At 62.1% G+C, this 22,154-nt stretch carries 17 protein-coding genes and 1 pseudogene; 6 read left to right on the forward strand and 12 right to left on the reverse strand.

The features are described from left to right. Window positions 1-41: 41 nt before the first annotated feature. From ACD590_RS18975 to ACD590_RS18995, 5 genes are read right to left on the reverse strand one after another with little or no spacing between them, the layout of a single operon-like run. On the reverse strand, window positions 42-590 hold the full coding sequence (locus ACD590_RS18975) for a sarcosine oxidase subunit gamma (protein WP_439003163.1): 549 nt from the start codon (window positions 588-590) through the stop codon (window positions 42-44). Then, window positions 583-3,576, reverse strand: coding sequence for a sarcosine oxidase subunit alpha (locus ACD590_RS18980; RefSeq protein WP_439003164.1), 2,994 nt, complete (start codon window positions 3,574-3,576; stop codon window positions 583-585). The genes ACD590_RS18975 and ACD590_RS18980 overlap by 8 nt, the downstream gene beginning before the upstream one ends. Then, window positions 3,573-3,914: a sarcosine oxidase subunit delta gene (locus tag ACD590_RS18985; protein ID WP_018243575.1), complete on the reverse strand. Its 342-nt coding sequence runs from the start codon at window positions 3,912-3,914 to the stop codon at window positions 3,573-3,575. The genes ACD590_RS18980 and ACD590_RS18985 overlap by 4 nt, the downstream gene beginning before the upstream one ends. Window positions 3,915-3,926: 12 nt before the next feature. Further along, a complete protein-coding gene (locus tag ACD590_RS18990; protein ID WP_439003165.1) occupies window positions 3,927-4,328 on the reverse strand; it encodes a hypothetical protein in 402 nt (133 codons plus the stop codon). Then, a complete protein-coding gene (locus tag ACD590_RS18995) occupies window positions 4,328-5,581 on the reverse strand; it encodes a sarcosine oxidase subunit beta family protein (RefSeq protein WP_130717860.1) in 1,254 nt (417 codons plus the stop codon). Before ACD590_RS18995 ends, ACD590_RS18990 begins: the two co-directional genes overlap by 1 nt. Before the next feature lie 252 nt (window positions 5,582-5,833). Between ACD590_RS18995 and ACD590_RS19000 the strand changes: the two genes are divergently transcribed. Next, entirely contained in the window at window positions 5,834-6,844 is a 1,011-nt protein-coding gene (locus ACD590_RS19000) for a FecR family protein (protein WP_439003166.1), read from the forward strand. Window positions 6,845-6,849: 5 nt separating this feature from the next. On the opposite strand, the gene ACD590_RS19005 is transcribed toward ACD590_RS19000, so the two are convergent. Next, complete coding sequence (locus ACD590_RS19005; protein WP_018446050.1) at window positions 6,850-9,021, reverse strand: CHASE2 domain-containing protein; 2,172 nt, start codon at window positions 9,019-9,021, stop codon at window positions 6,850-6,852. Between the two features lie 275 nt (window positions 9,022-9,296). Between ACD590_RS19005 and ACD590_RS19010 the strand changes: the two are divergent. The 5 genes and pseudogenes from ACD590_RS19010 to ACD590_RS19030 all read left to right on the forward strand — a co-directional run bounded on the left by ACD590_RS19010 (window position 9,297) and on the right by ACD590_RS19030 (window position 14,984). Then, window positions 9,297-10,902: pseudogene (locus ACD590_RS19010) on the forward strand (adenylate/guanylate cyclase domain-containing protein). A 178-nt stretch (window positions 10,903-11,080) separates the two neighbouring features. Further along, complete coding sequence (rpsU, locus tag ACD590_RS19015; protein ID WP_003585885.1) at window positions 11,081-11,293, forward strand: 30S ribosomal protein S21; 213 nt, start codon at window positions 11,081-11,083, stop codon at window positions 11,291-11,293. 134 nt (window positions 11,294-11,427) lie between these two features. Next, the gene (locus ACD590_RS19020) at window positions 11,428-12,297 is read left to right on the forward strand and encodes a tetratricopeptide repeat protein (protein ID WP_018446048.1); all 870 of its coding nucleotides are present in this window, start codon (window positions 11,428-11,430) and stop codon (window positions 12,295-12,297) included. 448 nt (window positions 12,298-12,745) lie between these two features. Then, entirely contained in the window at window positions 12,746-14,401 is a 1,656-nt protein-coding gene (locus ACD590_RS19025) for a sensor histidine kinase (RefSeq protein WP_439003167.1), read from the forward strand. Window positions 14,402-14,501: 100 nt separating this feature from the next. Next, the gene (locus ACD590_RS19030; RefSeq protein WP_130717868.1) at window positions 14,502-14,984 is read left to right on the forward strand and encodes a DUF992 domain-containing protein; all 483 of its coding nucleotides are present in this window, start codon (window positions 14,502-14,504) and stop codon (window positions 14,982-14,984) included. 88 nt (window positions 14,985-15,072) lie between these two features. Here ACD590_RS19030 and ACD590_RS19035 read toward each other — a convergent pair whose 3' ends face one another. The 6 genes from ACD590_RS19035 to ACD590_RS19060 all read right to left on the reverse strand — a co-directional run bounded on the left by ACD590_RS19035 (window position 15,073) and on the right by ACD590_RS19060 (window position 21,843). Further along, window positions 15,073-16,467 (reverse strand): NAD(P)(+) transhydrogenase (Re/Si-specific) subunit beta, encoded by a 1,395-nt coding sequence (locus ACD590_RS19035; RefSeq protein ID WP_018446045.1) that lies wholly within the window; start codon window positions 16,465-16,467, stop codon window positions 15,073-15,075. Window positions 16,468-16,473: 6 nt separating this feature from the next. After that, a complete protein-coding gene (locus ACD590_RS19040) occupies window positions 16,474-16,872 on the reverse strand; it encodes a proton-translocating transhydrogenase family protein (protein WP_003542949.1) in 399 nt (132 codons plus the stop codon). Beyond that, window positions 16,872-18,020, reverse strand: a complete 1,149-nt coding sequence (locus tag ACD590_RS19045; protein WP_193444315.1) for a Re/Si-specific NAD(P)(+) transhydrogenase subunit alpha — start codon at window positions 18,018-18,020, stop codon at window positions 16,872-16,874. The genes ACD590_RS19040 and ACD590_RS19045 overlap by 1 nt, the downstream gene beginning before the upstream one ends. A 155-nt stretch (window positions 18,021-18,175) precedes the next feature. Further along, complete coding sequence (locus tag ACD590_RS19050) at window positions 18,176-18,400, reverse strand: aa3-type cytochrome c oxidase subunit IV (RefSeq protein ID WP_018243586.1); 225 nt, start codon at window positions 18,398-18,400, stop codon at window positions 18,176-18,178. 244 nt (window positions 18,401-18,644) lie between these two features. After that, complete coding sequence (locus ACD590_RS19055; RefSeq protein WP_003542957.1) at window positions 18,645-19,397, reverse strand: N-acyl amino acid synthase FeeM domain-containing protein; 753 nt, start codon at window positions 19,395-19,397, stop codon at window positions 18,645-18,647. 142 nt (window positions 19,398-19,539) lie between these two features. Continuing rightward, window positions 19,540-21,843 carry a putative bifunctional diguanylate cyclase/phosphodiesterase gene (locus tag ACD590_RS19060; protein ID WP_439003168.1) on the reverse strand — a complete coding sequence of 768 codons (2,304 nt, stop codon included), beginning with the start codon at window positions 21,841-21,843 and terminating at the stop codon, window positions 19,540-19,542. Window positions 21,844-22,154 lie beyond the last annotated feature (311 nt).

Below are 22,154 nucleotides of genomic sequence, written 5' to 3' on the forward strand. Positions count from 1 at the left end.
TTTAACTCTTAAATGAGCGCACGCCGGCGATTCGCTGAGGCTCAATGCCCCGCGTCTTCAGCCGCCTCGTTCAGCAGCCCGAAGACATAATCCGAAAACGACCGCCAGCATTCCACCCGGAACGTGTCTTCTTCCGTGCGGAAAAGCACAATTTCCGCCTTGCCGAAAACGGTGCGCGATGCAGCCCCGACCGGAAAGGAAGAAAGCGACAGATCCTGCGGGCAGCCGGCCGAAAGCGTGGCCTCAGCACCCGGTCCCGAGACGATGATCGCGAGATTGCGGTGGGAAACGTCGGTCGCCGAATGCAGCGTGCCGACACCCGAAAGTGTTGCCATCAGATCGGCACTGGCCTCGTCGATCACCAGCCACTCGTCCGGCCCGATCCAGAGCGCCGATCGGGCGCCGGCCCGGCCGGATGTCTTCGGGGCATCCGGCAACGTCAGGCCGAGTGCCGAGGAAAATGCCGAGAGCGATTCCGCCGGCGCGCGTAGCACCACCCGGCTGGCAGTGGGAGCGGTCGTCAGCCGCACCGTTGCGGAGCCGCCGAGACGTCCGGCAAGCGCCGGTTTGCGAATTGCGACATCAGCCATGGATGCGGCCCCCTTCCTTGTCAAAGAATACCAGATCCGTCACCTCGACGGCGATCGTCCTGTCCGGCATCGGTACATAGAGCGTCTCGCCCATCCGCGCCCGGCCGCCGGCGACGAGCGCGAAGGCGATCGACCGGCCGCAATTTTCCGACCAATAGGCAGATGTGACGTGGCCGAGCATGGTCATCGGCTTCGGCTCGTTCGGGCTTGCGACGATCTGCGCACCTTCTTCGAGCACCAGCTTCGGGTCCTTGGTGACGAGGCCGACGAGCTGCTTGCGCCCGTCCTTGACGAGATCCGGCCGCTTCAACCCGCGAATACCGACGAAATCCGTCTTTTTCTTCGAAACCGCCCAGGAAAGTCCGGCATCATCGGGGGTCACGGTCCCATCCGTATCCTGCCCGACGATGATGTAGCCTTTCTCGGCGCGAAGAACGTGCATCGTCTCTGTGCCGTAGACGCAGGCGCCGAGCGGTTCGGCATTGGCCCAGACCGCTTCGAGTACCGACTGGCCGTAATCGGCCGGCACATTGATTTCGAAGCCGGTTTCGCCGGTGAAGGAGACGCGGAAGAGCCGCGCCGGCACGCCGCAGACCGTGCACTCGGCAACGCTCATATGCGGGAAGGCTTCGTTCGAAAGATCGAGCCCTTCGACCAGTGGCGCGACGATCTCGCGCGCCTTCGGCCCCTGCACGGCAATGACAGCCCATTGTTCCGTCACCGAGGTCAGCCATACCTTCAGATGCGGGAATTCCGTCTGCAGGTAATCTTCCATGTGATGGAGAACGCGCGGCGCGCCGCCGGTCGTCGTCGTCACATGGAAACGGTCGTTTGCCAGGCGTCCGACAACACCGTCGTCATAGACGAAGCCGTCCTCGCGGGTCATGATGCCGTAACGGGCCTTGCCGGGCTTCAGCGTGTCCCAGGCATTGGTGTAGATGAGGTTGAGGAATTCCGCCGCATCCGGCCCCACCACCTCGATCTTGCCGAGTGTCGAGGCGTCGAAGATACCGGCCGCCTCGCGAGCCGTCCGGCATTCGCGAGCCACCGCCTGGTGCATGCTCTCGCCTGCCTGCGGATAGAACCAGGCACGCTTCCAGTTGCCGACATCCTCGAAGACCGCGCCATGCGCTTCTTCCCAGTCGTGCAGCGGCGTCTTGCGTGTCGGGTCGAACAGTTCTCCGCGCGAATGGCCGATCAGCGTACCGTAGGTGACCGGCGTATAGGGCGCGCGGAAAGTGGTGAGGCCGACCTGCGGAATTTCCTTGCCGAGCATTTCGGCGGCAATCGCCAGGCCATGCATGTTGGAGAGCTTGCCCTGGTCCGAGGCCATGCCGTTGGTCGTGAAGCGCTTGATATGCTCGATCGAATGCATGCCTTCGCGCACGGCAAGGCGGATATCCTTGGCGCAGACGTCATGCTGGAAATCGATGAAGGCCTTGGCGTTGGTCTTCGGCCCGGCGCCTTCGGCAGCACCGATCATGCCGCCCGTCCAGTCATAGGCTTGCTCGGCCGAAATTGCGATCTTCGCGTCGCTGCCTTTGCCGGTGGCCTGCGCCATCAGCTCGCCGGCGGCAAGCGACTCCTCGATCGTCCGCTGCAGGTCGTCGGTGCCGTTGCAGGCGCCGACCGAGAGGCAGTCCTGGGCATAGGAGCCGGGCAGGAATCGCTGGCTTTCGGCATCGAAGGCCACTTTGCCGCGCGACTGCGAGAAGAGATGGACCGACGGCGTCCAGCCGGCCGAAACCAGCAGCGCATCGACCGTGATCTTGCGCGGCGAACCGCCGCCGTTGCGCGCCACCGTCATCGAGGAGATGCGCAGCCGCCCGGCCGTGTTGACGACCGATTGGCCGGCCAGAACATCAATACCGAGTGCACGCGCCTCGGCCAGCACCGCCGCTCCCGGCGCCTGCCTGCTATCGACGATGGCGGCGATCGAAACACCAGCCCGCTTCAGATCGAAGGCCGCCTCATAGGCCGAGTCGTGCGCCGTGTAGATGCCGACCTTGGCCCCGACCGCCACGCCGTAATGATTGAGATACATCCGCCCCGCCGAGGCCAGCATGATGCCCGGCCGGTCGTTGTTCGGAAATACCATGTGACGCTCGATCGCGCCGGTGGCGAGGATCACGCGCTTTGCCCGGACCTGCCAAAGCCGCTCGCGCGGCAGATCACGGGAAGGCTTGGCGACATGATCGGTAACGCGCTCGGCAAGACCGACGAAATTGTGGTTGTAGTAGCCGAAAGCGGTCGTGCGGACCAGCACTTCGACATTGTCCATCGCCTCCAGCCGCGCCACGGCCTTCTGTGCCCAGCTATTGCCGTCCTGTCCGTCGATCGTCACGCCGGTATCATAACGCAACGCCCCGCCCGCTTCCGCCTGCTCGTCGCAAAGCATCACCCGGGCACCGGTCTCGGCGGCGGCCAGCGCCGCCGAAAGCCCGGCCACGCCGGCGCCGACCACCAGCACGTCGCAATGCGCATAGCGGCTGGCATAATGGTCCGGATCCTCCTCCGTCGGCGCGACGCCGAGGCCGGCGGCACGACGGATGAGCGGTTCGTACACGTGTTTCCAGGCGGCGCGCGGCCACATGAATGTCTTGTAGTAGAAGCCGGCGGCGAAGAACGGCGACATCAGATTGTTGACCGCGCCGACATCGAAGGCAAGCGAGGGCCAGCGGTTCTGCGAGTTGACGATCATGCCGTCAAAAACTTCCTGCACCGTGGCGCGCACGTTAGGCTGCTTGCGCGCCGTATCGCGGGCGACGTCTATCAGCGCGTTCGGCTCCTCGGCCCCTGCAGACAGAATACCGCGGGCCCGGTGATATTTGAACGAACGGCCGACGAGATGCACACCGTTGGCGATCAGCGCCGAGGCGACGGTATCACCTTCGAGCGCCGTATAGCTCTTGCCGTCGAAGCTGAAGCGCGCGGTTCTGGCCGGTGTCAGGCGCCCCTTGCCGGCGATACGGTTCACGCCGCTCATTGCGCCTCTCCTTCCACGGCTTCATATGTTTCGACGGGCCCATGCTGCTGGGCCGCCGCGCCGATCTCAGGCTTCGGCTGACCCGCCTTGTAGGTCATGATGAACTTGTCGGTCACCGTATCGCGCGCTGCATTGAAGAAGCGCCCGCAGCCGTGAATGTGCCGCCAGCGTTCGAAGATCAGCCCCTTCGGATTGTCGCGCAGAAAGAAATAGGCCTCGAATTCCTCGTCCGAGATCGAAGCGATATCGGTGGGCCGCGCGATATGCGCGTCACCTGCGCCACGGAATTCGAGCTCGGAGCGCTCTTCCTGACAGTATGGGCAATAGATCAGCAGCATGTGTTACCCGTCTTAGAGTTCCGATCCGGAAACATTGGTTCCCGGAGGTTGATTGCAGAGACGCTTTCCCATCGTTACGTAGGGAATGAGGCGCTTGAGAAGCTGTTCGAAATTGTCGTAGGGCTCCAGTACATCGGTCATGCCGATATTCGCAAAAGCCATCTTGGCGATATCGTTGTCGATCACGAAGGCACGTCCCGGCGTTCCGCCGACCTCAGGCACGAAATAGACGGCTGGTTTGCGCAGGATCATCGCGCAAAGCAGCGTGCCGCTCTCGGCGACGAAGGGCCACTCGCTTTCGCCGGCAGCCCTGTGGATCTTCTGCAGGCGGAAATCCTCGGCGCCGGGAAAGACGTCACCAGCCGGCATGGCCCCGCCGTCGATCCCGATTGCGAGGAGAGCCGCCGTCCACATCAGTGCGCCACCGCCGCCGCTGCCGCTTCGTCGATCAGCCGGCCGCTGCGGAAACGGTCCAGCGTCAAGCCGGCATTGAACTTGTGCGGCTCGTCGCGGGCAATCAGATGCGCGAAGAGATTGGCAGAGCCCGGCGTCGCCTTGAAGCCGCCTGTACCCCAGCCGCAATTGACGTAGAGCCCGGGAACCGGCGTCTTCGACTGGATCGCCGAACGATCCGGCGTATTGTCGACGATGCCGCCCCATTGCCGCATCATCTTGACGCGCCGGAACATCGGGAAGAGCTCGCAGATGGCGTCGAGCGTGTGCGTGATGATCTGCAGCCCGCCGGTCTGGGAATAGGAATTATACTGGTCGGTGCCGGCGCCGATGACGAGTTCTCCCTTGTCGGACTGGGAGATATAGGCATGCACCGTGTTCGACATGACGACGCAGGGAAAGATTGGCTTCAGTGGTTCGGAAACCAGCGCCTGTAGCGGGCTCGATTGCAGCGGCACGCGTACGCCAGCCATCTGCATGACAGTGGTCGTATGGCCAGCCGCCGACACCGCCACCTTCCTGGCGCCGATGAAGCCACGCGAGGTCTCGACCCCGGTCACCCCTCCGTCCGGACCGCGCCGGATACCGGTCACTTCGCAATTCTGAATGATGTGCACGCCGCGGTCTGAAGCCGCCCGCGCATAACCCCAGGCAACGGCGTCGTGCCGCGCCGTACCGCCCCGCCGCTGCAGTGCCGCCCCGTTGATCGGGTAGCGCGCGCTGGCCGAGATATCGAGCGGCGGACAATAGGCCTTCGCCTGCTCCGGTGTCAGCCATTCATTGTCGATGCCGTAGAGCCGGTTGGCATGGATATGCCGCTTGAAGGATTGCTGGTCGTGAATATTGTGCGAGAGCATCATCACGCCGCGCGGCGAATACATCACATTGTAGTTGAGCTCCTGGGAAAGCCCCTCCCAGAGCTTCATCGAATGCTCGTAGATGTGCATGCTCTCTTCGTAGAGATAGTTCGAGCGGATGATGGTGGTGTTGCGCCCGGTATTGCCGCCGCCGAGCCAGCCCTTCTCGATCACCGCCACATTGGTGATGCCGTGCTCCTTGGCGAGATAGTAGGCAGCACCCAGCCCGTGGCCGCCGGCACCGATGATGACGACGTCGTATTCGGCGCGTGGCTCAGGCGAAGTCCACTGCTTCTCCCAACCCTTGTGGCCACGAAGGGCCTCCCGTGCCACGGCAAAAACCGAATATTTCCGCATCCGCCTTCTTCTCCTTCGGGAAAGGGCTTGTTCTCCGCGCTCATACAAATCGCAAATCCAAATGCGGCACAACGGTTCTTTTGCGACGCGCGAGAGCTTTGGTTTCGACACGCCGAAGAGAATGCCGCTTCAAGCGGAAGACAGAAGCCGCGGCATTTCCGCTAACCGTCGGCCGGCGACCTAACCCAAGAGGGTTAGAAGACAAGCAATTGCTAAAATGTTAACAATCGCGTGTTCCGGGGTACGTGTATCATGTGGGGTTGGCGCTCAGTATCAGTCGCGACGCTTTGCATCGCGTTAAGCAGCGCATCGCCGGCACCCGCCGCCGAGCCGGTTGGCCAGGCTGTCGTCATAAAGACAGAAGTGACGGGACAGAGCGGCCCGATCGAGGTCGACACCAGCGTCCATCGCAACGAGCGCATCAAGACATCGCAATCCGGGCTTGGCCAATTCCTGTTTCGTGACGGCACGAAGCTCGCGGTCGGCTGGGGTTCGTCGGTCGTCATTGACAAATATGTCTTCGATGATTCCCAATCGGTCAAGAAACTCACCATCAGGGCGGCAAAGGGCACATTCCGCTGGGTCAGCGGCAGTTCCAATTCTTCGGCCTACCAGATCCTGACGCCGGCCGGCACGATCGGCGTACGCGGCACCGCTTTCGATTTCTACGTCGGCCCGGATGGCACGACCGCCGTCGTCCTGCTGAACGGCGCAGCCCGCTTCTGCGGTCCGGGCGGTTGCCGGCAGTTGCAGCAGCGCTGCGACTGCGTGGTGGCCAAGCCGAACGGCGATATGTCGGCAGCACGCCGGGTCGATCCCAGCATCCTCGCGACGCTCGGAAATCAGCGCGCCCTCCCCTTCCTCTCCGGCAATCAGCGGCTTGCGGGCGGCATCGGCATGCTCGGCGGCTGCAATATGGCCTCCGTCACGCCGGAAAGAAAAGACAGAAACCGGCCCCCGCCTCCTCGCGATCCGGCACCGGCACCCAGTCCGCAGAGGCAGGATCCGCCGCAGCGGCAGGCCGAGCCGCAGAAGGAGCGGCCGGCCACGCCTGACAAGCCTGACAAGCCGCATCACGACAAACCGGATAAACCCGACAAGCATGATGGCCGTGGCCGGCATGAACATCACGATCAGCACGATGATCACGACTATCACGATAAAGGGCATCATCGAGATCGTGACCGCGATCACGACAAGGATCGCGATCGTGATGGGGACCGGAACCACGATAGGGGCCGGAATTTCAATCGCAACCGCTGATGCCGTCAATCGGCGACGCTCTTCTCGAAGCCATCCGGCACCTCGCGGAAGTGATCGCTTCTGCCGGATATCCGCTGGTAGAATTCCGCCAGCCCGCCGATCACCTGCGCCGCCCTGAGCTTTGCCGTGCCGATAAGCTTGCGCGTGTTTTTCGAATGCGAATGCAGCGCCTGCGTCAGCTGCTCGTGAACGACCGTAAGCGCGGCGAACTCCGCGGAGGCTGCGACGCGCTCGTCGCCGACAACGGCGAGAATCTGCGTTCGGCTACTCTTTCCCTTGAGCGGGATGGCGCCGGCCTCGATCAGCGCCATTCCCTGCACCGATCTCGCCGTGCTGTCTGATATGAGGATATCGAAGCCCACCTCCTTGCAGCACGACTCCAGGCGCGCCGCGACATTGACGGCATCGCCGACCGCCGAATAGTTGAAGCGGGTCTTGGCGCCCATGTTACCGACACAGGCGAGACCGGTATGGATGCCGATGCCGATGCCGACTTGCTGTCCAGGCCCGAAGCCGAAGGCGTCGCCGGCGTTCAGTTCGGCCAGCGTTTCACGCATGGCAAGCGCTGCGCGAACGGCCTTGATTTCATGATCCGCCACATCGACGGGTGCATTCCAGAACGCCATGATCGAATCGCCGATGAACTTGTCGAGCGTGCCTTCATTGGCCACCACATGGCGGCTCAGCGCATCGAGCAAGGTATTCAGGAACGCGACCACGGCAGTGGGCGCCAGGCGCTCGCTGATCTCGGTAAAGCTTCTGACATCGACGAACATGACCGTCAGCTCGCGATCGTCTCCGCCGAGGCGCAACGCGTCGCGGGAATGCTCGATGCGATGGAGCAGCGACGGGGAAAGATAATGCCCGAAGGCGCGCCGCACCTCGCGCCGCTCCCGGTCGATCACCAGGATCCGGAACGAGGTCGAGGCGAAATGGGTGATCGATCCGCTGATGATCGGAGCCAGGGGATCGAGGAGAAGCCCCGCATAAAGAAACGAGAGCCAGGACGCCACCAGCGCCATGGCTGTGATCAGCAGGCCGCAGGCCAGCGCGACGGCCGGACTGACGAAGGTCGTCACCCCGACGAGCAGGCATCCGAGCACGGCGATCATCAGGATTTCCAGCCCGTCCGCCCAGTCGGGCCGCGAGAGAAAGCGGCCCGAGAGGATCTGCTCGACGGCCTGCGCATGCAGCGAAACGCCGGGAACGTTCTCGCCGAGCGCGGTGACGCGGATGTCCTGCAGGCCGGCCGCCGATGTCCCGACGAAGACGATGCTGCCGGCGACGGCGGCGGCGACATCTGGAGAGGCCCCTTCGGCCGCAAGCACCTGCCGGGCGGATATATAACGCTCCGCCCGGTCGGGGGTGACATAGAGCCAAAGCTCACCCGCCGCCGTCAGCGGCACGACAAAATCCCCGATCTTTACCGATGTCATGATGCCGGCGCGATCGGGTGCGCCTGATAGCACGTAGGTCGATGCCCCCTGTGCGACACGCAGCGCTTCGATCGCGAGATTCGGATAGAGCTGCTCGCCGTCGGTCAGGAACAGTGGGACCGCCCGTACCACCGGCGAGGGATTGCCGGGATTGAGGCTGATATGACCGAGCCCCGCCGCATTGGCTTCCAACTGCGGCCGCAACGGCGTCGAAGCACCGAGATAGGGGGGGGCTGAGACGGGGCTTTCGCCGGTGAAGGCGAAACCCGCCTTGACCGGCGGCCGGTAATTGCCCTCGTTGGAAAGTCCGAAGCCGAGCACGACGGGCTTTTCGGCAATTGCACGGGCGAATATCTCGTCGTTATCAGGCAGTTTCGCGGCAAGGGAAGGATCGACCCCGGCGACCTCGCGAATGACATTGCGCGGCGACAGCCGGTCCGGCTCGGCGAAGAGAATATCGAAGGCGATGGCCGAGGCGCCCATTTCCGAAAGCCGGTCCACCAGCAGCGCCATCCGGTCCCGCGGCCATGGCCATTGGCCGAATTCGTGCAGCGAAGTCTCGTCGATGTCGATCACGCGGACCGGCATCGGCTCGAAGGTCCTGGGAACCAGCCGCTGATACTCGTCGAAGGTCACGCCGCGGATCAACTTGAAGATCCCGGGATCACTTGCTCGAAGGATCGTAAGCGCAGTCACGATCGCCAGACCGAGAACGACACCGATTTGCTGCGCGCGCGTCATGATCTCACCGGGTGTCCCCTCCCACGGCCGGCAGGGCGACCCGCACCTGCCGGCGGACAGGCTACGCCGCTTTCCATCCAAATGCCATTCGCACCTGCGTTCCGGGGCACTCTCCTTTCGGTCACCTCCGCCGGGCGGCGGAGAAGCGCCATGAATACGGCTACGCCTCCAGTTTTCACCCGGCTTTTGGCTGGACGACGAGGCTTCGACCTTGCCCGGTGCGCGGCGAAATGTTCTTGTAACGATCGAAAATCGGATGCTTTTTCGAGAGAAGAATGAAGGTCGCCGTGATTTCCGAAACCGCCGCGCGTCGCAGCGGCTATTGGCTGATTGTCGTCGTGCTGGCAATGCTCGCAGGGCTGCCGCTCGCCGTCTGGCTTGATATCAGCGATCTCTCGGGAAATACCCTGCGCCGCCAGGCCCGCGATATGAGCTCGCTGATATCGAGCATCCGCTCCTATTATTCCACGAATGTCGTGGGGCGCGTTCTGGCCGCTCACGCCAACGGCACGACTGAGGGCACGGTCGTCTCTCACAATTATGCGAATATTCCAGGCGCCATCCCGCTGCCGGCCACGCTTTCCCTGGAGCTCGGCGACGTCATCAAGGAGCAGCAGGCCAATATCACCTACCGTTTCGTCTCCGACCTGCCGTTCAAAAGCCGCGCATCCCACGAGCTCGACGACTTCGAAAAGAATGCGCTCGCTGCCTTGCGCGCCAATCCGCAGCAGACGCTGAACGACCTCACCCGTGTCGGATTGACCGATACCTTGCGGCTCATCACCCCTGTCGTCATGGGCCAGGCCTGCGTTGCCTGCCACAATAGCCATCCCGAAAGCCCGAAGACCGATTGGAAGGTGGGCGATGTGCGCGGCATTCAGGAAGTCATCATCCGGCAGCCCTATGCGAGCAACGTCTTCGCCTTCAAATACCTGCTCTGCTATTTCCTTTTCGTAGCCTTCATCGGCATCAGCTTCATTGTGCTCCAGCGGCAGCAGACGCGCACCATCCACAGCGCCAACCAACCGGGATCTGGAAGCGGCGAACGAATTCCTCGCCAGCGTTTCCCTGAAGATCTCGCGCTATCTCTCACCGCAGATCTACAAGAGCATCTTCTCCGGGCAGAAGGACGTGGTCGTCCATACCGAGCGCAAGCGTCTGACGATCTTCTTCTCCGACATCAAGGATTTCACGGCGACCACAGAGCGTCTGCAGCCTGAAGCCCTGACGGAGATGCTCAACGAATATCTGACCGAGATGTCGAACATTGCCCTGGAGCATGGCGGCACGGTGGACAAGTTCATCGGCGACGCGATGCTGGTCTTCTTCGGCGATCCCGAAACCAAGGGGCCGGAGGAGGACGCGAAAGCGTGTTTGCGCATGGCCGTCGACATGCAGCGCCGTCTCGGCGAACTCAAAGACAGATGGCGCAGAAACGGCACCGAAGAGCCTTTCGTCGTCCGCATGGGAATCAACAGCGGTTATTGCAACGTCGGCAATTTCGGCAGCAGCGACCGCATGGACTATACGATCATCGGGGCGGAGGCCAATCTCGCAGCCCGGCTGCAATCGATCGCCCAGGGAGGAGAGATCGTCATCAGCTACGAAACCTATGCGCTGGTGAACGAAATCGTCGACGCCCATCCCTTGCCGCCGATCACGATGAAGGGCATACAGCGCGAGATCGTGCCCTATGCGGTGGATGGGCTGACCCTCGGTGCGGATCACAAGAGCCGCGTTCTCAGCGAGCACCTCTCGGGCCTTGACCTGCATCTGGATATGAGCCGGCTGGAGCCTGCCGACCGCCTCCGGGTCAGAACCGCTCTCAAGGAGGCAATTGCCGTGCTGGATGAAGCTGCGCCCGAACCGGCCCGATCATGACCGGATATCAGGCGAAGCGTGATTTTTCCGCCGCCGCCCATATCCCGTCTAGACTTCCCGTACCCGATCTGCTATTTCGCATCACCAATCGCAAGGCCCCGGCCGCGCGAACGTTATTGTTTTGCCTCTGGCCGCTGCGCCGCCTCCGGCATCAACCAACCAAAGGAACGTGATTCTCGTGCAGGTACTTGTCCGCGATAACAATGTTGATCAGGCTCTCCGCGCTCTCAAGAAGAAGATGCAGCGCGAAGGCATTTTCCGCGAAATGAAGATGCGCGACTACTACGAGAAGCCGTCGCAGAAGCGTGCTCGCGAGAAGGCCGAAGCCGTTCGTCGCGTTCGCAAGCTGGCCCGTAAGCGCGCCCAGCGCGAAGGTCTGGTTGCACGCTGAGCGTTTCCGTCGTTTTTTCGACGTTTTCAGATGCATTGTGGCGGGGGCGATGGGTTCGCCGCCGCTTTTTTAGTTTGCCGCTGAAGATCGCATATCCGCGCACCGGATATGCCGCATGGGGAAAGCGAGCCCGAATGGCTGTCAACACCTTCAATCCGTCCCGCGCTTTGCGCTTGCAGAAAACGGCATTCCTGCCCGCTTTGGCGCTGGCGGCAATGTTCGGCCTCGCCGGCTGCGAGACGACCAATACCTCGGATGCCGTGATCCGCATCGATAAGGCGCAGGGTTCGGAAGAGAATATCGCTTCCCTGACGGCGGTTATCAACGCCAATCCGAGGGACCCGGAAGGTTACAACGTCCGTGGTTCCGCCTATGGCCGCGCCGGCCAGTTCCGCCCGGCGCTGAACGATTTCAACACGGCGCTGCAGATCAATCCGCGGTTTTTCCAGGCTTACGCCAACCGTGCTCTCGTCTATCGCAATATGGGCCAGCAGGCCCAGGCGATTGGCGACTACAATGCCGCCCTGCAGATCAATCCGAGCTACGATGTCGCCTATATCGGTCGCGGCAATGTCTACCGGATGGCCGGCCAGGACGATCAGGCTTTCAACGACTTCGACAAGGCGATCCAGCTCGGCACCACCGATGGCCGCGCCTATCATAATCGTGGCCTGATCTATCAGAAGCGTAATCAGCAGGATAAGGCGATCGACGATTTCTCGAAAGCGATCTCGCTCGCGCCGAATTCACCCGAGCCCTATAATGGCCGCGGCATTTCCTATATTGCGCTGAACGACGACGACAACGCCTTTGCCGATTTCAATCATGCGATCGAGCTCAACGGCAACATCGCCGAATCCTGGGCCAACCAGGCGCTCGTCTACGAACGCCGCGGCGACAAGGCAAAGGCCGCCCGGTCCTATCGCCACGCGATCGGCCTCGACCCCAAATACCAGCCGGCTCGCGACGGCCTTGCCCGCGTCGGCGTCGCCCCAGCCGGCTAAAGATATGATTGGGCGGCCCTGAGCATCGGGCGGCCCGCAACGGCCACCTGCCGGTCGCACCACCCATCGGACGCCGGCAAAGGTCCTGATGATTCAATCGAATCTTCCGGCTCTGGATATCATCGAGGTGATATCGTGCCACGCCAGGCAGTGGAAGCGACGTGGCGCAAAGGCGGCCGCACCGACATTAAGACGAGACGCCGAAAAAGCGTCCGTCGTCGTCGATGCCTGTCATAGTATGTTGCAACCTGCTCTTGCTCCCCCTAACATGGACCTGCTTCGATAGCCCGCTATCGAGCGGTCGAACACGTGTTGGGGGCGATTTGCGAGAGATGCGGATCTTTGCTGTCCTGGCCGCAAGCGAAAACCGTTGCGGGCCACGCGCATTACAGCGCCGCGAGTCTTTTCAGAGGCGCAAAGGGCGCTGTAACATTTTGAATTGCGACAGATGAAGATCGTCGCGCTGTTCTTTCCGAAAGCCTCGATCGGAACCTACCTCGTCGCCATGGCGGTGGCGATCGCACTGCCGATCTTCGCCTTCGTGGCGCTGCTTCTGCTACAGCTGGAGGACAACCAGCGTTCGACGCTGAAGCGCGAGACGGCCCAGGATGCGCTTGCCCTTTCACGCATCATCGACCGCCAGCTTCAGGACATGGCGACGACCCTGCGGCTGCTTTCGAGTTCGCCCGAGCTTGAAAACGGCAATCTCGCCTCCTTCCACGAGCGCACGGAAACGGCCCTCAGAGACAACACGCTTTTCGTCATTGCCGTCGACCGCACCGGCCAGCAGCTGTTGAACACGCGTCGGGCGTTCGGCACGCCGCTTGGCAAGACGGCGAACATGACAGCCCTCGAAGCGGTCATGGCTTCTGGTCGCATCGAAGCATCAGACGTGTTTCGCGGCCGGACCAGCGGCGAATGGGTCTATAACGTCACCCTGCCACGGAAGAATGATCCGGTCGCAGCCCTCATCATCACGCAGGACGCCAAGGATCTGGGCAAGCTCGTGACCACCGAGGGCCTTGCGCCCGGCTGGTCGGCCGCCGTCATAGATGAGAGCGGCCACGTCGTCGCGGCCACCGGCCCTGCCAACCTCGAACCCGGCACGCCCTTCGACCCGCGCATTCTGCCGGCGCTCACCGTGTCCCGCGGCGTCTTCCAAGACGAGACAATCCTGCCGCACATGCTCCTCGGTTATGCCCAAATTCCCGGTTGGTCGTGGAAGACGGTGATCTGGGGACCGGTCGCCCAGGCGTCGATCCTCAGCACCTGGCGTTTCCTCATCATCGGCGGCGTGGCACTGGTGCTCGTCGCCGTGCTAGGCGCTTATGCCGTCGCAAGACAGGTGCGCACCACCATCCGCGATATCGCCGACATGGCGAACCGCATGGGCGAAGGCCATATCGTCTCGCCAGTCGAGACCAGCGTCATCGAGGCGAACCAGGTGGCGATTGCCCTTTCGAATGCCTCTTTCGATCGTAGCCAGACCGAGGACCGGCTGCGTTTCGTCATGCATGAGCTCGTCCACCGCACCAAGAATCTTCTGACGCTTGCCCAGGCAATGATGCGCCAGCTCGCCAAGCAGTCCGACAGCGTCGAGTCCTTTCGCGCCGCCGTCGCCGACCGGCTCGAGGGTTTGGTGCGTTCGATCGAGCTCCTGACCAGCGAACAATGGGGAGGCGTGTCGCTGCGGCGGGTCGTCGACATCCATCTGCAGGCCTTCCCGCAATCGCGCGAGCAGATCGACATCAGCGGCAAAGACTTCGTGCTGAAGCCGGATGCCGTGCAGAATCTCGGCCTCGCCTTGCATGAACTCGCCACCAATTCGGTAAAATACGGGGCGCTCTCCGTACCGCAAGGCCGGGTCCGCTTCGAATGGGACGACCTCAAGGAGGAAGACAAGCCGGATGCCCTGCTCCGCTTCACCTGGGAAGAGCAAGGCGGCCCGCCGGTCACCGAGCAGCCATCGCGCTCGGGCTTCGGCACGACCGTTATCAAAGCCCATGCCGCCTCCGCCTTTCGCGGCACGGTTGAGATCGATTTCCGGCCCGAAGGCCTGTTATGGGTGCTGACGGCGCAGCGCGCCACGCTGGAGCGGGAATAGAGCGCCGCGCGTCTCTTCAGACGCGCTAAGTTTGAATCCGCGCCCGGAACATTCGCTACCTCCACCCGTTTCGGACAGGTCGTTCCAAAGGAGAAAGACCATGTTCAAGCAAACGATGATCGCAGCCGCGGCACTGACGGCCGCTGCCTTGGGGAGCCCGGCGGGCGCGGAAAACTATGTCACGCTTGGCCGTCTTGTCTGCGGATCGGATGGCGGCCAGGGTCTGATCGTCACCTCGCAGAAGAACCTCATCTGCACCTATACGCCGGCGGCCGGCGGCGCCAAGGCGGTCTATGCCGGCAAAATCGAGAAATTCGGCCTCGATATCGGTCAGACCGGCAAGAGCGTCATGATCTGGCAGGTGCTGGCAAAGACCGGGACGGATATTCCGCAATTCGCCCTTGCCGGCGAATATTACGGGATCGGTGCCGATGCGAGCATCGGTGCAGGGGCCGGCGCCAAGGTCATCGCCGGCGGCAACAACAAGGCCTTCATGCTGCAGCCGTTGAACGTCCAGGCTCAGGAAGGCCTGAACCTGGCGATCGGCGTCGAAAAGATGACACTCGTGCCGGGAGAGACCTGACGAAAGCGGCCGGCCCGGCCAAGGCAGACGTGAGTGGCCTGCCGCATGAATCAAGCAGCCGCCCGAAGGGCGGCTGTATCTGCGCCGATCAGTGCGCGATCGCCTTGTTGATATCCTCGGTCATCTTCTTCGCGTCACCGAGCAGCATCATCGTGCCGTCCTTGTAGAACAGCGTATTGTCGATGCCGGCATAACCCGAGCCGAGCGAGCGCTTGACGAAGAGGCAGGTCTTTGCCCGGTCGACGTCGAGGATCGGCATGCCGTAGATCGGCGAGGTCTTGTCGTCGCGCGCCGCCGGATTGGTGACGTCGTTGGCGCCGATGACATAGGCGACGTCGGCCTGGGCGAATTCCGAGTTGATGTCCTCGAGCTCGAAAACCTCGTCATAGGGAACATTCGCTTCGGCGAGCAACACATTCATGTGGCCGGGCATACGGCCTGCGACCGGGTGGATCGCATACTTCACCTCGACGCCGTTCTTCTTGAGATTGTCGGCAAGCTCGCGCAGCGCATGCTGGGCCTGGGCGACCGCCATGCCATATCCCGGCACGATGATGACCTTCGATGCGTTTGCCATCAGATAAGCCGCATCCTCGGCCGAGCCGAGCTTGACCGTCCTGTCTGATGTGTCAGGTCCGCCGGACGCCGTCTCACCGCCGAAACCGCCGAGGATGACGGAGACGAAGGAACGGTTCATACCCTTGCACATGATGTAGGAGAGGATCGCGCCGGAAGAACCGACGAGCGCGCCCGTGATGATCAGCGCCAGATTGCCGAGCGTGAAGCCGATGCCGGCCGCGGCCCAGCCTGAATAGGAATTCAGCATCGAGACGACGACCGGCATATCGGCCCCACCGATCGGCACGATCAGCAGAACGCCGAGCGCCAGCGACAGCGCCACGACGGCCCAGAAGTCGAAATGGCTTTCGGTGGCGGCAAGCCCGATGATGAAGAGCACGATCAGCACCAGCAGGCTGGCATTGATCACATGCCGGTAGGGCAGCAGGATCGGCTTGCCGGACATGCGTCCGTCAAGCTTCAGGAAGGCGATGATCGAGCCGGTGAAGGTCAGCGCTCCGATTGCCACGCCGAGCGCCATCTCGATGCGCGCCTCGGTGTGGATGTGGCCGATCTCGCCGATGCCGAAGGAAGCAGGCGTGTAGAGCGCGGAGGCCGCGACCAGCACGGCGGCAAGGCCGACCAGCGAATGGAAACCAGCGACGAGCTGCGGCATCGAGGTCATGGGGATGGTGCGGGCGACATAGGCGCCAACGCTGCCGCCGATGGCAAGGCCAAGGATGATCAGCACGAAGCCGCCGAAATTCGGGGTCGCCAGCACCAGCGTCGTCAGGATCGCGATCCCCATGCCGATCATGCCGTAGAGATTGCCCTTGCGGCTGGTGGCCGGATGCGACAGGCCGCGTAGCGCCAGGATGAAGAGCACGCCGGAGACGAGGTAGAGGAAGGCTGCGATATTGGTCATCAGTCCTCACCGGTCCTTCTTGCGGTACATCGAAAGCATCCGCTGCGTGACGAGGAAGCCGCCGAAGATGTTCACCGAGACGAGCACGAGAGCCACGAAGCCGAAACCGGTCGCAAGCCCGCTGGTCGAGATGCCGACCGCCAGGAGCGCGCCGACGACGATGACGGAGGAGATCGCATTGGTGACGGCCATCAGCGGCGTATGCAGCGCCGGCGTCACCGACCACACGACGTAATAGCCGACGAAGATCGACAATACGAAGATGGCGAGCTGGAAGACGAAGGGATCGATCGCCCCGCCGGTCGCAGCACTTGCCGCTTCCGGTGCCTGGGCCGCCGCCGTGATGACGGCGGTCACCGCCTGGTCGAGCTGCTCCAGCGCTCTGTCCATTGCTTCACTGGCCATCAGATGTCTCCCTTCTTCGCGCCGCCGAAGGCGGGATGAACCACGTCGCCGGCATAGGTCAGCATCGTCGCCTTGACCAGCTCGTCGTCGAGATTGACGACGACGCTCCGGGTTTCCTTGTTGACCATGGTCTCGAGGAAGGTGACGAGGTTCTTGGCGTAGAGCGCCGAGGCGCTGGCCGCAACCCGGCCCGGCATGTTGGCGAAACCGATCACCCTGACGCCTTCGATATCGGCGATCTCGCCGGGGACGACACCCTCGATATTGCCGCCGCGCTCGACCGCAAGGTCGACGGCGACCGCACCTGATTTCATCGAGGCGAGCATGGTGTGCGAAACGAGCCGCGGCGCCGCACGACCGGGGATCAGCGCGGTGGTGATGACGATATCCTGCTTGGCGATGTGTTCGGCAACCAGAGCCGCCTGCTTCGCCTGATAGTCGGCGGACATTTCCTTGGCATAGCCGCCGGCCGTTTCCGCCGCCTTGAACTCCTCGTCCTCGACGGCGATGAACTTGGCGCCCAGCGAGGCGACCTGCTCCTTGGCGGCGGGCCGAACGTCAGTGGCCGAGACCGCCGCGCCGAGGCGGCGCGCGGTCGCGATCGCCTGAAGACCCGCGACGCCGGCGCCCATGACGAAGACCTTGGCGGCCGGCACGGTGCCGGCCGCCGTCATCATCATCGGCATGGCGCGGTCATAAACCGCCGCCGCCTCGATGACGGCCTGGTAACCGGCGAGATTGGCCTGGGACGAAAGTACATCCATAGACTGGGCGCGGGTAATGCGCGGCATCAGTTCCATCGCGAAAGCCGAAAGCCCCGCGCTTGCCAAAGCCGCGATCGCTTCGTCATTGCCGTAGGGATCCATGATGGCGATGATGACCGCGCCGCTTTTATAGCCGGAGATTTCCGATCCGCTGGGCCGGCGCACCTTCAGCACCACGTCGGCGGAGGCTGCATCCGCAAAACTGCCGATCCTGGCACCCGCGGTCTCGAATTCTCCGTCCGGAATGCGTGAAGCTGCACCAGCACCGGCTTCGACGATGACGTCGAAGCCGAAACTCTTCATCTTCTTCACGGTCTCGGGGGAAGCGGCGACACGTGTCTCCTCGCCCGTGATTTCCCTTGCAACGAAAACGATATTGCCCAACTGCCCCCTCCTCCGGGTCAGCCAGACCGCCGCAGGCTCCCCTGCGCGGGCCAAGCATCTAATTCACAAAGCTTCAGAGAAGCTCTCCTCCCCTCAGAGCGCCGCGCGTCCTTTCGGACGCACAAAGGACGCTCTGACCCTCTGAATCCACGCGGTCAGCGGAACAGGAAGATGCCGGCGGCGAGAAGAATGATGAAGACGAAGAGGCCGCCAAGAAGGCCGGCGCCGCCGAAGAAACCGGCGGTCATCGCAAGCAGGAGGACGATGAGAAGCATCGAGCCGTATTTCGCGCCGGCGATGAACATGTCGTAGGTCTTTTCATGTTCTTTGTAATCCATCGGCGCGCCGGTCTCGACCGGTCCGGTATGATGTTCGGCCATAAATATCGTCTCCCTGAAATGCCTCTGCGCTGCCTAATTTCCCTCTAGGCGAGGGAAATCCCTACGTGCAGGGATTACACAATGACAGGCGAAAGCGCAATGCATGAGAATGCCGCAGGCGCGTGTGGCAACCGCCATGTCAGAGGCCCGGAATATGACCTGAGGACGGCCGATATCGCCTGCGTCCGTCGTCCACCTCATTTGCGCCGGCGAAGATCGTCTCGCCGTCGGGGACGAGGGCAAATTACAGCGGCAGGTCGGTGCCGAGTTCGCCTTGCGGCACGAAACGCGCCGTCGGAATGATGGTGAGCGGCGGCAAGGTGTCGTTGGGATTGCGCGAAAACATCATGCGCTGCTCGCTGGCGCTGGAGATGAAGAAGGGATAGCGCGTCAGCAGCTTTCGTCCGACCTCGATCACATTCGTCGCCATCAGCGTCATGTCGATCCCGTAATTTTTCGCCAGCCGGCCGGGCACGACCGTATCGGCATAAAAGACCCGCTTGTAGAAGGCCGCATGCGGCGGCCGAACGAACTGAAGAACGCGGTCGGCACGGAAATACGCCGCCGCCACGATGGTGGGCCTTAGCGTCAGATAGGGAACCCACGGCAGATCGGCGGTGAGTTCGGGGTCGGCTGCGAAACGCGCCGGATCGATCAAGGTCAGCCCCGCATCCAGAAGTTCATCCATCGCCTCGGGAAAGGCGCCACCGGACTGACTGAGACGATGTTCCGGTGTCACATAATGAACCCGGATCGTACTGACCAGTTCCCCATAATAATACAGACCGAAGATATAGGCGTGGCTGTCGAAATCGCTGTCGTCCAGCAGCCCTTTCGGGGCGAGCGCCAGCACGTCATGGGCCTTATAGGCCTTGTAGCGCAACCGTTCTACCTGCTCCATGTCTTCGCTGCTTTCGACGCGGCGATACTCGACATGATCCAAAACTTCCAAAATTTTTGTGCTGAAATCACTACGCTTGAACAGTGTCTCTGACATTTCTCGATCCGCTCGTTAACGGATCATTAATCATACGCCAGCAACATTTAGGCAAGGAAATCCGATAATTTCGGCCGTTTTTAAATCGTTAAGGTTAACGCGGAACGCGCTCTTCAGGGGGAAAACTGTCCGTTGAGACCGCTCAGGCGACCTTGCTGCGGCGGCGTTGCACGACGCGGCGGCCGATGCCGTGTTGCAACAGCGGGATATTCTGGGAAGGCACGGGCGGCGAGAAAACGTAGCCCTGAACAAGATCGGCGCTGCGGTGCTTGTTGAGCAGTGCGAGCTGTTCCTCGGTTTCGACGCCTTCGATGACGATCTTCAGGCCCAGTTCGCGGGCGAGATGGACCGTGCCGCGCAGCAGCTTCAGGCGGCGGCTATCCTCGACGATGTTGCGCACGAAGGAGCGATCGATCTTGACGATATCGAGCGGCAGCGTGTCGAGATAGCTGAGGCTGGAGAAGCCGGTACCGAAATCGTCGATAGCGATGGTGATGCCGCGGGCCCTGAGCTCCGCCAGGATGGCGCGCACGGCCGCCGGCTCGTCGATCAGGCAGCTTTCGGTGACTTCGAGATGCAGCCGCGCTGCGTCGAGGCCGGAATGGGCAAGTGCTTCGGCGACCACCGAAAGAATATCGGCATCGCGCAGATCCCGCGCCGAGAGATTGACCGAGACGGCGATATGTTCGGGCCAGTTCATGCATTCGCTGCACGCCTTGAACAGGACGAAGCGGGTGATGTCGGAGATGATGCCCATATCCTCGGCGAGCCGGATGAAGACGTCGGGCGGGATCGAGCCCTTCTCCGGATGAACCCAGCGCGCCAACGCCTCGGCGCATTCGATCCGCGATCCGTCGGACCGGAACATCGGCTGGAAGGCGAGATGCAACGCCTGCGCCGAGACAGCCTCGCGCAGATCCGCCTTCAGCTTCTGCTGCTCGATATAGCGGCCATCCATCTCCCGCTCGAAGCCTGATATGCCGCCCTTGAAGCGCGACTTGCTTTCAAACAGCGCCAGATCCGCCTTGACGCTCCATTCATCCATCGCAAACGCGGCACTTTCGAGAATCGCGTAGCCGGCGCTGAGCGAAACCAGGAAGGTCAGCTCGTCGACCGCGTAATTGCCCTGGATTGCGGCGTGCACGCGGCGGATCTCGACGTCGAGCGAAGCCGGGTCCTTGGCATGCGGGAAGAACAGGATGAACTGGTCTCCCATCAACCGGCCGAGGATGGCGTTGCCGGAGGCCTGCTTGATGCGGGCGGCGATGGCGCAGAGCAGGTGGTCGCCCGTAACGTGGCCGCGCATGTCGTTGACATGTTTGAATTCGTCGATATCGAGGACCATGAAGCCGAGCGGCCCGGACTTCCTTTGATGTTTGGCGAGATACTCCTGCACCAGCTGGCCGAAATATTCGCGGTTCGGCAGGCCAGTCAGCGCATCGAAGCGGACCATGTGCATGATCTTCTGCTCGGCCTTCACCCGGCTGGACACGTCCTCGAAGATCAGCACGGCGCCGCCGTCGGCCCTTCGGCTGGCGGAGAATTCGAGCGACAGGCCCTCGGGGAAATGAATGAGCGTGCGCGACAGGTTGCCTTCGGCGACCTGGGTGAGCTGGCGCAGAATGAGCTCCGGCTGCGAGGCGTCCATGAAGCTGTAGCGCGCACCGTAGCGCAGCACGGCGCCGAGTTCGCGATCCTTCAACCGCTCCGGCGCACCGATCTTCAGAAGCTCGCAGGCCTTGCGATTGACGACCTGGATACGGTTTTCGGCATCGACCATCACCAGGCCATGCGGCATGTTGTTGAGCGCCGTGTCGAAGCGGTCGGCGATGATGGTGATTTCCCGGCGCGCGATGACATTCTCATAGAGGAACTCGCGCACGCCGTTCGCCATGGCCCGCGTCGTCAGCCAGAACGGAATGAGGAAGATCGACAGCAGGCCACGATAGAAATCCAGCGCCAACAGGCTGCAGACGATCATCGGCAGACAGCAGGAGAAGGTCTGGAGGTCGACCGCCAGGCGCGAACCGTAATTGCGGCCGACAACCGAAACCATGGTCGCCATAGTGACGGCAATGCAGGCAAGTTCCGCAAAGGAATCGTGGACCACGAAGATGGCGTATCCGCTGGCGATGCCAAGCAGCGCGGTGGTGCAGGCCGCGCCGGCAACCAGGATCCTTTCCCAACGCTCGATCCCGGCGTGCGACAGGCTCTCCTTGTCGACGCGATCGAACTGCCGGAAGACGACCATGCGAACGCAGAAGACCAGGAGGAAGGAGACCGACAGCAGGATGTAGACGAAGGACTGCGTCTTGGCAGCAACGGCAAGGCAGGTCGCAACATGCACGATCACGCCAGCAAGCAGCGTCATGCGGTTCCCGGAAAGGGAACTCACAAACGACAGATACACATCTAAAGGGACCCTGTTCGGGTTATCTGGCTTCATCCACACTTTCCCTGTGCGCGGGAATTCTAAGCCCAACCCTTTAAAAATTGATTTCAATGGAATCAAACATTTGGTCAAATTTTCTAAAACCATAGGATGAACCGCACAGCTTACGCGCGTTAATGCAGCCTACTGGCGAGATTATTGAAATAATTTATCCACGCCTGGGTTGTCGAAATATTTGATGGCCATACCGCGGGGCCGGTGCGTCTAAGACTATACTCCAACGCGAGGCATTTATCCTTCCAATTTCAAAGGCCGTGGTCTACATCGATTGCAAGAGGGAAAAGCTGCCGGAAAACCGGCAGGAC

Source organism: Rhizobium sp. 862_C5_N1_2, assembly GCF_051811205.1.
Taxonomy (GTDB): Bacteria; Pseudomonadota; Alphaproteobacteria; order Rhizobiales; family Rhizobiaceae; genus Rhizobium; species Rhizobium leguminosarum.

Bases quoted from the DNA above. Each gene is read 5' to 3' on its own strand.
- ACD590_RS19025 (WP_439003167.1), top strand. From the start codon at position 12,746: ATGAAGATCGTCGCGCTGTTCTTTCCGAAAGCCTCGATCGGAACCTAC.
- ACD590_RS19035 (WP_018446045.1), bottom strand. From the start codon at position 16,467: ATGACCAATATCGCAGCCTTCCTCTACCTCGTCTCCGGCGTGCTCTTC.
- ACD590_RS19005 (WP_018446050.1), bottom strand. From the start codon at position 9,021: ATGACGCGCGCGCAGCAAATCGGTGTCGTTCTCGGTCTGGCGATCGTG.
- ACD590_RS19060 (WP_439003168.1), bottom strand. From the start codon at position 21,843: ATGAAGCCAGATAACCCGAACAGGGTCCCTTTAGATGTGTATCTGTCG.
- ACD590_RS19020 (WP_018446048.1), top strand. From the start codon at position 11,428: ATGGCTGTCAACACCTTCAATCCGTCCCGCGCTTTGCGCTTGCAGAAA.
- ACD590_RS18975 (WP_439003163.1), bottom strand. From the start codon at position 590: ATGGCTGATGTCGCAATTCGCAAACCGGCGCTTGCCGGACGTCTCGGC.
- ACD590_RS19000 (WP_439003166.1), top strand. From the start codon at position 5,834: ATGTGGGGTTGGCGCTCAGTATCAGTCGCGACGCTTTGCATCGCGTTA.
- ACD590_RS19050 (WP_018243586.1), bottom strand. From the start codon at position 18,400: ATGGCCGAACATCATACCGGACCGGTCGAGACCGGCGCGCCGATGGAT.
- ACD590_RS19055 (WP_003542957.1), bottom strand. From the start codon at position 19,397: ATGTCAGAGACACTGTTCAAGCGTAGTGATTTCAGCACAAAAATTTTG.
- ACD590_RS18995 (WP_130717860.1), bottom strand. From the start codon at position 5,581: ATGCGGAAATATTCGGTTTTTGCCGTGGCACGGGAGGCCCTTCGTGGC.
- ACD590_RS18985 (WP_018243575.1), bottom strand. From the start codon at position 3,914: ATGCTGCTGATCTATTGCCCATACTGTCAGGAAGAGCGCTCCGAGCTC.
- ACD590_RS18980 (WP_439003164.1), bottom strand. From the start codon at position 3,576: ATGAGCGGCGTGAACCGTATCGCCGGCAAGGGGCGCCTGACACCGGCC.
- ACD590_RS19030 (WP_130717868.1), top strand. From the start codon at position 14,502: ATGTTCAAGCAAACGATGATCGCAGCCGCGGCACTGACGGCCGCTGCC.
- ACD590_RS19040 (WP_003542949.1), bottom strand. From the start codon at position 16,872: ATGGCCAGTGAAGCAATGGACAGAGCGCTGGAGCAGCTCGACCAGGCG.
- ACD590_RS18990 (WP_439003165.1), bottom strand. From the start codon at position 4,328: ATGTGGACGGCGGCTCTCCTCGCAATCGGGATCGACGGCGGGGCCATG.